The following is a 12,442-nucleotide window of genomic DNA, read 5'->3' as shown; positions in this document are numbered from 1 at the left end:
TGCGTCAAATCAATAGCGGTCTTCCCCAACTTTCCTGTTGGAAACGGGACGGTAATAAGTTATTATGGGGAGTAACCTTTTACTGACTGGAGGTAATCATGGGAACAACAGAACAGAATCTGGCCGCCGCTTTCGCCGGCGAGTCCCAGGCTAACCGGAAATATCTTTTCTTTGCCGAAAAAGCTGACGCCGAGGGTATGCCGCAGATAGCCCGGCTGTTCCGGGCGGCTGCTGAAGCGGAGACAGTGCACGCCAGGAACCATCTCCGGGTGATAAAGGGCATTGAGGATACTTCATCCAATCTGAAATCCGCAATCAGTGGTGAGCACGATGAATTCACCAATATGTACCCCGATTTTATTGAACAGGCCAAGAAAGAAGATAATGCCCAGGCAGAGCATTCTTTTAAGAAGGCCAATGAAGTGGAAAAGATCCATCACTCCCTGTTCCAGAAGGCGCTTAATGACGCCGGGCTGGGGATGAAATCCGAGGAGAGACCCTATTTTGTCTGCCAGGTATGCGGCAACACGGTACTGGAAGTCCCGGATAACTGTCCCATCTGCAACGCTCCCCGGGAATCCTTCAAACAGGTTGATTAGCCGTATTCGGCCGGGCGAGCAAAGGGGAATTTGATAAGGTTAAATCACAGTGTTTAATCTGCCGTTTTCTGCAGCCGTTGCCGGATTAAGGCCTCCTCATCTTCCCGGCAACTGGTCATCGAATCAAGACGCCGGTACCTGAGTTCATCAAGCAGGGCTTTGATTTCAGGTCCCTGGGGTACTCCCAGGCGTTTCAGGTCTTGACCGGAAAGGTAAGGGGTTACCCGGTGCCATTCTTCTTTATATCGGGCGAGGTTCTGTCGGGCGGCAATTGATTCGGAGGCTATCAGCCCCGCTTCCAGAGCGGTGCCATCCAGTCCGTGCAGCAACCGGTATACCCGGCTCGGAGGAGTATCCCGGGATGACAGCTCCGGCAGTGCTTCCCGGACTTTTTGACTGTCTTTAAGCGCGCGGCCCTGGATTTTGGTCAGGCGGAGCGCGGCAGTCAGCTGCTTCTTTTCAGCCGCGCTCAGACGCCAGCCGAGCAGCGCCAGGTAAAGCTCCGGAGACGGACGGCAAAACAGCCTTTGCGCCTGATGGAAGGCCTCGATAAGCCAGTCATCTCCGGCCAGCGCCGGATGCCACATCGGCAGGAGGCCCAGTTCAGCGGCGCGGCGGAATACTTTTTCCGGGTGGTCTTCCCTGAGGACGCATTCCAGTTCATAACGCTGTCGGTCAGCGGTAATGGTACTAAGGCAGCCGGTGTATTTTTTCAACTGAGTCATGGTCAGCGGTTCAATGGTAAAATCCAGCCGCTGTTCATACCTGACAGCGCGCCAAATACGGGTTGGGTCGTCTTTGAAACTCTCGGCATGCAGAACCCTGATCAATTTCCGCTCCAGGTCCGCATATCCGCCCTGGGTGTCAATCAGTCGTCCCCTGTCCTGGAGGTTAAGGGAAAGGGCCATGGCGTTAACGCTGAAATCACGGCGCCGCAGGTCAGCCTCTATACTACTGGGCCTGATTGACGGCAGCGCGCCGGGGCGGGGATAGGTCTCTTCCCGGCTGCGGGCCAGGTCCAGTTGGTGTCTATCTAGGAACAGCGTGGCGGTATTGAAGCGGTGATGCACGGTTATGTTCCCGTCGGCGGCCAGGGAATGGGCTAGATCAATGGCGTCGCCTTCTACCGACAGGTCAAGGTCAAAGCCCGAGATACCCAACAGTAAATCGCGCACCGCTCCGCCGACCAGGAAAACGCGGCTGCCGAGCCGGCCGGCCGCGCCTGCTATCCGGTTCAATAAGTCCAGTTTTGCCGCCGGAAGAGCTTTTTCCAGCAATGGAGCAAGATTGGTATAATTATTCATGAAATCTTCAAAATTATAACACGAACGCCTATTTATCGCGCCTGCCGAGCAATAAATAAGGTTTGACATGCGGTTGTATCAAAGGGATAATATGATTAATTAATAGGGTGTATTATAATCTTACCCTATGTAATATTTTTTAACCGGAGAATTTGTAATGAAACTTTCTGCACGCGGACGACACTCAATGGAAGCTATGTTTGACCTGGCCATACATTACGGGGAAGGTCCGATTCTCATACGGGATATTGCCATGCGACGGCGTATTTCCGAGCAATACCTGGCGCAGCTTTTTATACCGTTGCGTATCGGCGGCCTGGTGCGCAGCATTCGCGGTGCCAATGGAGGGTTTACACTGGCTAAAGACCCGGCTGAAATAAAACTTTCAGAAATTGTCAAAGCGACTGAAGGTTCCACGGCGCCTTCAGAATGTGTTGACGAGCCCCGCGTCTGCTGGAAGGGAACTAACTGCGTGACGCGGGATGTCTGGGTTGAGATAAAAGAAGCCACTGACCGGATTTTGGGGGGTATTACCCTGGCCGATATGGTGGAGAGATGGCGCCAAAGCGGTGAGCCTGAAGTACCGGAGGAGGTTAACGCTTGAGCGAACGTACCTGCCATTGTTACGGCTGCGGCCGTAATCAATGCGTAGAGTCCTCGGAGCTGCCCTGCCTGTCACTGCAGGGCTGGTATATACTGTCTCACCTGAACGGACCGGAGGATATAAAGCGCTACGGATTCTGTTCCCTGACCTGCCTGCAGCGATGGGTCAATGAAAACGCCACTTCGGTGCCGGAGATATTTTTAACCAGCCTGGAAGATTTTTAATAGGTACCCAGCCTTTACCCCTTCTGTGTGAATGATGCCATGAAACGTGTCTATCTTGATTATGCGGCCACCACCCCCGTTGCCCCGGAAGTACTTGAAGCGATGCTGCCGTATTTTCATGCCGTTCCCGGCAATCCATCCGCCATTTACAGCGAAGGACAGCAGGCACGCCAGGCGGTTGAGGAATCACGGACGGCGGTAGCCCGGATTATTAAAGCCCGTACGGATGAAATAATTTTTCTCAGCGGCGGTACCGAGTCAGACAACATGGCTATTTTTGGGGCTGTGTCTTCAGCCGGCAAAAAACCGGCCCATGTTATTACCACGGCGGTGGAGCACCATGCGGTGCTGGAAACTTGCCATAAACTGGAGCAGCAGGGGATCAGCATTACTGTATTGCCGGTTGACGGGGAAGGCTTCGTCGACCCCCGGGCGGTGCAGGCCGCTATTCGTCCTGAAACAGTGCTGGTTTCAGTTATCATGGCCAATAATGAGATCGGTACCATTCAGGATATAGCCTCTATAGCGGTTGTTACCCGGCAGGCCGGGGTTTACCTTCATACCGACGCGGTGCAGGCCTTCGGAAGGGTGCCGGTTGATGTTCAGTCAATGGGAGTGGACATGCTGAGCATCTCAGCCCATAAGCTGTACGGGCCAAAGGGCGTCGGCGCTCTGTATGCCCGTAAAGGCACGCGCCTGGGGCCTTTGCTTTACGGTGGCGGCCAGGAGCGCGGCAAGCGCTCCGGTACGGAAAATGTCCCGGGTATCGTGGGTTTGGGTAAAGCCGCCGAGCTGGCGGCGGTTTCCATGGAAGAAGAAATTCCGCGGCTGACCAAACTGCGGAACCGGCTTATAAGCGGCGTGCTGGATAAAGTCCCCGGCTCACGTTTGAACGGCCACGCCGCGCAACGTTTGCCGAATAACGCCAATTTCAGCTTTGATGATGTTGAAGGCGAGTCAGTCTGCCTGAACCTTGACCTGGCCGGCATTGCCGCTTCTCCCGGTTCGGCCTGTTCCTCGACCTCGACCTCACCCTCACATGTTTTGAGCGCGCTGGGACTGCCCCCGCACCAGGCTTTTGGTTCCCTGCGCCTGTCAATGGGGCGCTGGACAACAGAGGACGATATAGACAGGGTACTGGAAGTACTGCCGGAAGTAGTCAGCCGACTTCGGGCCATGTCGCCGCTGAGCCGCAGCAGCAGGTGAACCGTATCCGGTTTTTACCGTCGGCGTTGTAGCGCTTGACACTGAAGGCTGTTTTAGCTATAAAGATAGTTCAACCATATTCCGAAAAAAGGGGGACTCTGAATGAGAGCCGATTCTGAAACCCGCAGCGCCATCAATGCTTTGCTGGATGACTTCAAGTATGCCCTGGAGGCCAGAAAAGTAGACGCGCTGCTGGATATTACAACGAAAGATCCCAATATGCTCAACATCGGCCCGGCACAGGATGAAATGAGTATCGGGCCGGGCCAGCTCAAGGAACGATATGCGAAGCACTTTGCTATGGCCGACAATATAGCCGTTAAATTCGGTTACACCACTATCAAGGCCAACGGTGATGTCGCCTGGGTTTCCAGCCATGTCTATGAAACGCTGACCAAAGCCAGCCGTGAACTGGTGCTGGATATGCGGCTGACCGCGGTGGCGGAGAAGATAGAAGAGGAATGGAAATTCAGCGAGATGCATCTTTCCATCCCGGCCGAGGTCAAGATGCCGGAACCGAGTCCGGAAGAAAAAGAAGCTGAAGAAGCCGCCGAAGCGGAGCGCAAGGCCGCTGAAGAAGCCAGGCGCAAAGAGGAAGAAGCTAAACGGGAAGCGGAACTCAAAGCCGATGAACCTCCGGCTGACCAGTCATTCTTCGATTACTACTAATATAAACTATTAACGTCATGCTATAAAACAGGGCACCGGATTGCCGGGGCCCTGTTTTTGTTACAGCTTGGTAATCATGGCGGCGGCTTGAACAGACCAGCTTATAATGATAGATTATAAAGCCTGGTGGTATTAATCCCAGTACCGCAGCTATTAAGGAGTTTCCTTGTATTCCATCTTAAGCACCGAAGAACTGGTACCGAAAGTACGGGTATATAAGATTCATGCGCCGCGGGTTGCCCGGAAAGCCGCGGCGGGACAATTTGTCATTCTCCGGGTTGATGAAAACGGCGAACGTATTCCCTTGACCATAGCTGATTGGGACACTTCAGCAGGCAGCGTATCCATTGTTTTCATGGAAGTCGGCACTACCACCACCAAGCTGGCTCGACTGGGAGCAGGAGATTCTATCGCCGATTTTGTCGGGCCGCTGGGGAATCCGACCGAGATTGAAAACTTCGGCAATGTATGTTTACTAGCCGGTGGTTTTGCCACAGCTACCATTATGCCCATTGCCCGGGCGATGAAGGCGGCCGGCAACCGGGTTACTACGATTGTCGGTGCCCGCCATAAAGACCTGCTTTTCTGGCAGGACAAACTGGCCGCAGTCAGCGACCAGCTTATTGTGACTACCGATGACGGTTCAGCAGGAAGAAAGGGAGTGGTAACTGAGCCGGTTAAGGAGAAGCTGGAAAGCGGAGAACGTATTGACCGGGTCATCGCCGTTGGGCCGACTATCATGATGAAATTCTCCGCCCTTACTACCCAGCCTTACAATGTTAAAACAATTGTCAGTATGAATCCCATAATGATTGACGGTACCGGTATGTGCGGCTGCTGCCGGGTTTCGGTGGCCGGCCAGACCCGTTTTGCCTGCGTCGACGGACCGGAATTTGATGCCCATGCTATTGACTGGGATTCTTTAATGTCGCGCCAGCGGACTTATGTAGAGGAAGAAAAAAGGTCACTGGAAAAATGCCGCTGTGCCGGGAGCGCGTCTTGATATTTCGGGGGTTCAATGGCTGAACTGGATTTGAACCGGGTAGGCATGTCCAAGCAGCCGGCTCAGCGACGCCGGGGCAATTTCGATGAAGTAGCGCTGGGTTATACCGCCGAAGAGGCTGTCCGCGAGGCCTCGCGCTGCATTGACTGTAAAGCCCGCAACTGCGTGGCAGGCTGCCCGGTGTCAATAGATATTCCTGATTTCATCCGCTCTTTAAAGAAAGCCGACTTGCCGGAAGCGGCCCGGGTGCTTAAACGCACCAATGCCCTGCCCGGCGTCTGCGGCCGGGTATGTCCGCAGGAAAACCAGTGCGAGGCTGTATGCACCCTGGCCAAAAAGGGAGCGCCGGTAGCCATCGGGCGCCTGGAAAGGTATATAGCCGACTGGGAACTGGGCCGTCATGATGAAACTGAAATCATGCCGGAGCGGCCATCGACCGGTAAAAAAGCGGCGGTTATCGGTGCCGGCCCGTCAGGATTGACCGCCGCGGCCGAGCTGGCCCGGCTGGGACATGAAGTTACGGTTTTTGAATCCCTCCACATTGCCGGCGGTGTGCTGATGTACGGCATTCCTGAATTTCGGCTGCCCAAGAGTATTGTCCAGGCAGAGATTGATTATGTGAAAAGCCTGGGGGTCAAGATTGAACTGAATACGGTCATCGGTAAAACATTAACAATCGATGAATTGTTCACCGAGGGTTACCAGGCGGTTTTCCTGGGCACCGGCGCCGGATTGCCGTTGTTTCTCAATATTGAAGGCGAGAATGCCTCCGGTGTTTACTCCGCCAATGAATTCCTGTCACGGGTGAACCTGATGAAGGCCTGGCGTTTTCCGGAATATGATACACCGGTCAAGGTCGGCAGGAAAGTAGCGGTGATAGGCGGCGGCAATGTAGCCATGGACGCCGCCCGCAGCGCGGTGCGGCTGGGTGCGCAGGTGACGGTAGTGTACCGCCGCAGCCGCGAGGAGATGCCGGCCCGGGCTGAGGAAGTGGAAAACGCGGCCGAAGAAGGGGTGGAATTTTTGTATTTGACCAATCCCCTGAGTTTTCAAGTTGACGACCAGAAATGGGTTTGCGGCATGACCTGCCAGCGGATGGACCTGGGGGAGGCTGATTCCAGCGGCCGAAGGCGGCCGGTACCGGTTGCCGGGTCTGAGTTTTCTCTGCCGATTGACATGGCGATTGTGGCCCTGGGTACCCGTCCCAACCCGCTTATCGCCCGGGCCACACCTGACCTTGAGTTCGCCAGCAGGGGGAATGTTGTTGCTGATGAAGCGACCGGGCTGACCCGTAAGCGTGCTGTGTGGGCGGGTGGGGATATTGTTACCGGAGCGGCTACCGTGATTTCCGCCATGGGTGCCGGCAAAACGGCGGCCATGGACATTGACCGGTACCTGTCCACTATTTAACCGGCCATTGGTTGGATTATCCACGTTATACCTTATTTTTTGCATAATTCAGGCTTCACCGCGGTTTTTGGGTCGGAAGCATTTTTTTTAATTCAGTATGCTTTTTTGACAGTGCCGGTCGGTTAATTTATAATAGCGAAAATTTGCAATAACAATTATTCGCATTAAATTAACCGGATTGAGATGGAGGTGTGACTTGAAACAAAAATTGTGGTTTACGGTAATCAGCCTGCTGGCGGTAGTCGGCCTGACCGTTGCCGGCTGTACTGACAACGGGACCGACCCGGACCCGACCGAGACGCCGTCAACAGGGGTGCTGGAGTTTTATGCCAATGGCGAAGATTTTGTTCGCCAGGGTTTTGTTTCCAAAGACGGCTGGGATATAAGTTTTGATCACGTGTACGTTACCCTGGCGGACATAACCGCCTACCAGACTGACCCGCCTTACGACGCTCACGACGGGGGCTCCATCAGTGGCGACGTAACCCGCGCGCTGGAGCAGACATATACGGTGGACCTGGCAGAGGGCGGCGCCGATGCCGAACCGATACTTGTTGACCGATCAACCGACGCTCCGAAAGGGACATACAATGCTATTTCCTGGAAGCTGGCCAAGGCCGGGGAAGGGGAAGCTGAAGGCTATTCAGTGGTCATGATCGGTACCGCGGAAAAAGATGGACAAACGGTGGAATTTACCCTTAATATTGATGCCGAGTGCGACTATAATTGTGGTGAATTCGTCGGAGAAGTCCGCAAGGGCATCTTATCCGCCGGGGGTACCGCTGAGATGGAGATGACTTTCCACTTTGACCACCTGTTCGGTGACGCTGGACTGCCGGCGGATGATGGGTTGAATCTGGCAGCGCCCGGTTTTGAGTATTTTATGGATTATACTGACGGCGCTCCGGTGGTAATTGACATGGCTGAAATGCACCTGGGCCATGTCGGTGAAGGGCATTGCGATTGCCGCTGCGACTAATAAAGGATTGATGTTGGAGAATATTTACGGAAAACGAATAGTCGCCCTCGGCGCGGCGCTGGCTGTCGGGTTATGCCTGGCGCTGGCGCCGTTGCCAGTCGAGGCGCACGGGGCGAAGATAGAATATGACGTCATCGGGCAGGAGGTAGTAATAACCGCCGCTTATGACAGCGGTGAACCGATGGCCGGCGCGCAGGTAACTGTTTACGCGCCCAATGCCCCGGCTGTTCCCTGGCTGACAGGGACCTGTGATGATGACGGGCGGTTCAGTTTTACGCCCGATGCCGCTATTTCCGGCAGCTGGGCGGTTCAGGTCCGCCAGGCAGGCCACGGGGATATTATCCATATTCCCATCGGGGAAAGTGCCGGAGAAGCCGGCGACAGCGGCGGTTTCACTACGCTGCAGATCGTGATAATGTCGGCTTGTGTTATCTGGGGTTTTATCGGCACGGCACTATTTTTCCTGAGAAGGAAGAGCTGATGCATATACCTGACGGTATACTGCCGGTTCCGGTTACGGCGGCCGGTTACGCGGCTACCGCTGCGGTGACCTGGTACTCGGTGCGCCGGATAAACCGGAAGGACAACCCCCAGGCTGAAGTGCCCAAGGCTTCGCTGCTGACGGCAGCTTTTTTTGTGGCCTCATGGATACACATCCCGGTACCTCCGGCCTCCGTTCACCTGGTGCTCAGCGGCATGATGGGGGCTATGCTGGGCTGGTTTGCCTTTCCCGCTATTCTTATCGGCCTGTTTTTCCAGGCGGTGATGTTTCAGCACGGCGGACTGACCACCCTGGGCATAAACGCCCTGATAATGGGTCTGCCGGCTTTAATAGCCCACAGCGTTTTCCGTCTTCGGAATTTGGGGGGCACCGGGGGGAGGAACCGGACTAAAACCGCGGCGGCCGGTTTTGCCGCCGGCGGGATAGCCGTGGCGCTGTCGGTTGCTATTTTTGCCGGGGTCCTGATTACTAATATTCCGGCTGAGATAGACGCGGCGACCGAGAGAGCTGCCATTCTTACCTTGGCGGCTGCGCATTTGCCGCTGGTGGCGGTTGAAGGGACGGTTACGGCGGCACTGGCCGTCTTCATCCAGCGGGTGCGTCCCAGGCTGCTGGAAGGCGTATGAAGCTAAGTACGGTTATTGATGAATATGCCCACCTGGATTCTCCGTTTCATCACTGGGAGCTGCGCAGCAAGCTGATCGGATTCCTGGTGCTGATATTCGCCGTTTCTTTTGTCAGCCAGCCGCTTATGCTGGCAGCCGCGGCTGTTATAAGTCTGTCTGTTTTTATTGTTTCCGGGCTGCCGTGGTCATTCCTGTTGCGCCGGCTTCGCTATCCTTCATTTTTCCTGCTGGCGCTATTGCTGATAATACCGTTCGTGACCGGGCAGACGATAGTCATGAGCCTGGGGCCGCTGGACCTCAGACAGGAAGGCATCGCCGCGGTAGCGGTGATAGCAGCGCGTTTTTTATCAATACTGGTACTGGGAATTGTTTTATTCGGCACAGCGCCGTTTTTGGACACAATCCGGTCAATGCGTGCCCTGGGTTTGCCGCCGATCATGGCTGACATGGTGCTGCTGACTTTCCGTTACCTGCATGAGATAGGCAGTGACCTGGAAAAAATGCAGACGGCGGCCGGACTGCGGGGCTTCAGGTTCTACCCCTTCAACTTAAAGGAATTGAGTGTGCCTGCCTGGCTGAGCGGCAGTTTGATAGTGCGCAGTTATGAACGGTCGGAGTGGGTGTACAAGGCCATGCTGCTGCGAGGCTACGGCAGCAGCGGAGCAGACCGGCGAAGTGATTTCATAATAACCGGCGAAGATATGTTTAGAATTACGGTTTTCGGACTCCTGGCCGCAGTGCTGGTGGCCGGCGACACATGGCTTGGAAACGGCGCCATCGGATGGGTACAATAGGGGGCGACTGAACAGGATTTGATGATGCTATCAGAAGAAACTGGCGTACCGGCGCTTTGCGTGGCCGGTTTAGGGTTTTCGTACCCGGACAAACCCGATGTGCTTCGGGATATCAATCTTACCGTAATGCCCGGAGAGAGAGTGGGCATAATAGGTCCCAACGGGTCAGGCAAGACCACCTTATTTATGATGGTTTGCGGGGTTCTGAAGCCATCCGCCGGACAAATTGAAGTGATGGGTCGGCAGGTGGCCGAGGGGCAGTTCTGTCCTGATATCGGTCTGGTGTTCCAGAATCCGGATGACCAGCTGTTCTGCCCATCGGTGCGGGATGACGTAGCTTTTGGTCCCCGCAACATGAAGATTTCCCGCGATGAAGCGGAAGCCAGGGTAAATGAAGCCATGAAGGCGGCCGGGATAACTGATATGGCTGACCGGCCGGCGCACCACCTGTCCGGTGGTGAAAAGCGGATGGCGGCCATTGCCGCGGTGCTGGCGATGCGTCCCCGGCTGGTTCTTTATGATGAGCCCAGCGCCAGCCTGGATATCCGCGCCCGGCGCCAGCTGATTGAACTGCTTCAGGCTTCCCAGGAAACCATGCTTGTTTCTTCTCATGACCTGGAGTTTATCCTGGAAGTGTGCGACCGGGTGATCATTATTGATAACCAGAGCATAGTCGCTGACGGCCGTCCGGAGCAGATAATGGGTGACGAAACCCTGATGCAGGCTCACGGACAGGAAAAGCCCCACTCCCTGATACCGCACCAGGTCCGGCACCACCGGGTTGCCGCTGCCGAAGACCAGAAATATTCGGCTGACTGATACCGGCGGTTGTGTTATGATGAATATTCACCATGAAAATTGATATTACCGTTGATAGAGAGTATAAGAAACAAATATCGGTTCCCTGGCTGCGCGGTGTTGCCCGGCAGATACTGGTAGCTCAATGCGCCGAGGCATCCTCGGAAATGGGCATCTATATCACCGGCCAGGAAAAGATGCGTGAATTAAACCGCCTCTACCGGCAGCAGAATAAACCTACTGATGTGCTGTCCTTTTCTTTTTACGTCAAAGAGGCGGCCGACAATGCCACCACCGATATAGAGTTCCCTTCGGACCCCGAAGGCCCTCTTCACCTGGGTGAACTGGTTATATCTTTGCCCCAGGCGGAAATCCAGGCAGCTGAATACGATTATAATTTACAGACTGAGCTGGCCCGCCTGCTGATACACGGTATCATGCACCTTTTGGGTTTTGATCATAAAATAGCGGCTGATGCCGAAATAATGGAAGCCCGGGAACTGGAAATCATGCAGCAACTGGAGCCTTTATTGTCTTGAAAGTTATTGGACTCTCAGGCAGCCCCCGGCTGGGAGGCAACACCGGTCAATTGCTTTATGAGGCGATGCGCGGCGCCCGGAGCCGGGGAGCCGAAACCAGCCTAATAGAAGTAGCTGATCTTGATATTGCCGGCTGCATCCACTGTGATTACTGCCGACGCACCGGTGAATGCAGGATAAATGATGATATGACCCAGGTGTATGACGCTCTGCGACAGGCTGACCGGATTATTGTGGCTTCTCCGCTGCACTTCATGTCGGTTACGGCGCAGTTGAAGGCAGCCATTGATCGCTGCCAGTGCCTCTGGGTCAGAAAATACGAGATGAAACTGCCGCCCCTGGAGCCGGCCAAGCAGCGCCGGGGTTTGTTTATTTCCGCCGGTGGACGCAGCAGCCGTAATCTGTTTGACCCGGCCAGGGTTACCGTCAAGGCGCTTTTCGCGGTGCTCGATATTGAATATGCCGGGGAACTCCTGTTTGCCGGTGTTGATGAAGCCGGCGCCATTACCGGGGTGCCTGGGGCTTTGGAGCAGGCTTTTGAAGCGGGGCAGAAGCTGGTAGAATAGGGATTGGGTTCTTAAAGGAGATTTCATGGCAAAGATAAAACTTGGTCCTCAGTCACTGCTTTACCCTATGCCGGCTCTGCTGGTGGGTTCCCAGGTTAACGGAAAGCCTAATTTTATTACCGTAGCCTGGGGCGGTATCGCCTGTGGTGATCCGCCGATGGTCTCAGTGGCCATACGGCACACCCGCTACAGCCTGAAAGGCATACTGGAGCATAACTGTTTCTCGGTAAATGTTCCCGGCGCCGACCTGGTAAAGGAAGTGGATTACTGCGGCATGATGTCCGGGGCCAAGACCGATAAAACAGCTGACTGTAATTTCAAGATTGTCACCGGTAAATTGTGCGGCGCGCCGATGATTGACGCCTGTCCGGTGAACCTGGAATGTGAACTGCACCGCACGGTTGACCTGGGCAGCCATGTACTGGTTATCGGGCGGATTGCCGAATGCTATATTTCTGACGAATGCCTGACCAACGGCCGCCCCGATGTTACCAAGATAAACCCGCTGGTCTATACTACCGCCCAATCCCAGTACCAGGTACTGGGTGAAGTGGTCGGCAAGGCTTTCAGCGTAGGCAACGCATTAAAAAAATAGTACGGACTGCTCACGGCTGTACGA

At 54.8% G+C, this 12,442-nt stretch carries 16 protein-coding genes; 15 read left to right on the top strand and 1 reads right to left on the bottom strand.

Annotation, left to right across the window (positions count from 1 at the left end; translation table 11 throughout):
- Positions 1–98 precede the first annotated feature (98 nt).
- A complete protein-coding gene (locus ACZ48S_RS08080) occupies positions 99–599 on the top strand; it encodes a rubrerythrin family protein (RefSeq protein ID WP_464212454.1) in 501 nt (166 codons plus the stop codon).
- A gap of 53 nt (positions 600–652) precedes the next feature.
- Here ACZ48S_RS08080 and ACZ48S_RS08075 read toward each other — a convergent pair whose 3' ends face one another.
- The gene (locus ACZ48S_RS08075) at positions 653–1,903 is read right to left on the bottom strand and encodes a CCA tRNA nucleotidyltransferase (RefSeq protein WP_464212452.1); all 1,251 of its coding nucleotides are present in this window, start codon (positions 1,901–1,903) and stop codon (positions 653–655) included.
- A gap of 157 nt (positions 1,904–2,060) precedes the next feature.
- Here ACZ48S_RS08075 and ACZ48S_RS08070 point away from each other — a divergent pair, with 157 nt between their 5' ends.
- The 14 genes from ACZ48S_RS08070 to ACZ48S_RS08005 all read left to right on the top strand — a co-directional run bounded on the left by ACZ48S_RS08070 (position 2,061) and on the right by ACZ48S_RS08005 (position 12,418).
- The gene (locus ACZ48S_RS08070) at positions 2,061–2,507 is read left to right on the top strand and encodes an RrF2 family transcriptional regulator (protein ID WP_464212450.1); all 447 of its coding nucleotides are present in this window, start codon (positions 2,061–2,063) and stop codon (positions 2,505–2,507) included.
- Entirely contained in the window at positions 2,504–2,731 is a 228-nt protein-coding gene (locus ACZ48S_RS08065; protein ID WP_464212448.1) for a hypothetical protein, read from the top strand. Before ACZ48S_RS08070 ends, ACZ48S_RS08065 begins: the two co-directional genes overlap by 4 nt.
- Before the next feature lie 39 nt (positions 2,732–2,770).
- Positions 2,771–3,937 (top strand): cysteine desulfurase NifS, encoded by a 1,167-nt coding sequence (nifS, locus tag ACZ48S_RS08060; protein WP_464212446.1) that lies wholly within the window; start codon positions 2,771–2,773, stop codon positions 3,935–3,937.
- Positions 3,938–4,039: 102 nt separating this feature from the next.
- Positions 4,040–4,606 (top strand): nuclear transport factor 2 family protein, encoded by a 567-nt coding sequence (locus ACZ48S_RS08055; protein WP_464212444.1) that lies wholly within the window; start codon positions 4,040–4,042, stop codon positions 4,604–4,606.
- Between the two features lie 166 nt (positions 4,607–4,772).
- The gene (locus ACZ48S_RS08050) at positions 4,773–5,609 is read left to right on the top strand and encodes a sulfide/dihydroorotate dehydrogenase-like FAD/NAD-binding protein (RefSeq protein ID WP_464212443.1); all 837 of its coding nucleotides are present in this window, start codon (positions 4,773–4,775) and stop codon (positions 5,607–5,609) included.
- Between the two features lie 15 nt (positions 5,610–5,624).
- Entirely contained in the window at positions 5,625–7,019 is a 1,395-nt protein-coding gene (gene gltA, locus ACZ48S_RS08045; protein WP_464212441.1) for an NADPH-dependent glutamate synthase, read from the top strand.
- Positions 7,020–7,215: 196 nt separating this feature from the next.
- On the top strand, positions 7,216–7,998 hold the full coding sequence (locus tag ACZ48S_RS08040) for a DUF4382 domain-containing protein (RefSeq protein ID WP_464212439.1): 783 nt from the start codon (positions 7,216–7,218) through the stop codon (positions 7,996–7,998).
- Positions 7,934–8,479 (top strand): carboxypeptidase regulatory-like domain-containing protein, encoded by a 546-nt coding sequence (locus ACZ48S_RS08035; RefSeq protein WP_464212437.1) that lies wholly within the window; start codon positions 7,934–7,936, stop codon positions 8,477–8,479. The genes ACZ48S_RS08040 and ACZ48S_RS08035 overlap by 65 nt, the downstream gene beginning before the upstream one ends.
- Positions 8,479–9,126, top strand: coding sequence for a cobalt transporter CbiM (gene cbiM, locus ACZ48S_RS08030; protein ID WP_464212436.1), 648 nt, complete (start codon positions 8,479–8,481; stop codon positions 9,124–9,126). The genes ACZ48S_RS08035 and cbiM overlap by 1 nt, the downstream gene beginning before the upstream one ends.
- Positions 9,123–9,920 carry a cobalt ECF transporter T component CbiQ gene (gene cbiQ / locus ACZ48S_RS08025; protein ID WP_464212434.1) on the top strand — a complete coding sequence of 266 codons (798 nt, stop codon included), beginning with the start codon at positions 9,123–9,125 and terminating at the stop codon, positions 9,918–9,920. Before cbiM ends, cbiQ begins: the two co-directional genes overlap by 4 nt.
- 21 nt (positions 9,921–9,941) lie before the next feature.
- A complete protein-coding gene (locus ACZ48S_RS08020; protein ID WP_464214592.1) occupies positions 9,942–10,739 on the top strand; it encodes an energy-coupling factor ABC transporter ATP-binding protein in 798 nt (265 codons plus the stop codon).
- Between the two features lie 32 nt (positions 10,740–10,771).
- Positions 10,772–11,257, top strand: a complete 486-nt coding sequence (gene ybeY, locus ACZ48S_RS08015; protein ID WP_464212432.1) for an rRNA maturation RNase YbeY — start codon at positions 10,772–10,774, stop codon at positions 11,255–11,257.
- Entirely contained in the window at positions 11,254–11,823 is a 570-nt protein-coding gene (locus ACZ48S_RS08010; protein ID WP_464212430.1) for a flavodoxin family protein, read from the top strand. The genes ybeY and ACZ48S_RS08010 overlap by 4 nt, the downstream gene beginning before the upstream one ends.
- A gap of 25 nt (positions 11,824–11,848) precedes the next feature.
- The gene (locus tag ACZ48S_RS08005) at positions 11,849–12,418 is read left to right on the top strand and encodes a flavin reductase family protein (RefSeq protein ID WP_464212428.1); all 570 of its coding nucleotides are present in this window, start codon (positions 11,849–11,851) and stop codon (positions 12,416–12,418) included.
- Positions 12,419–12,442 lie beyond the last annotated feature (24 nt).

It is taken from the genome of Dehalogenimonas sp. NIT-SK1 (assembly GCF_055384165.1).
The sequence above is the reverse complement of the archived record's forward strand: the minus strand, read 5'-3'. Positions and strand labels throughout refer to the sequence as shown.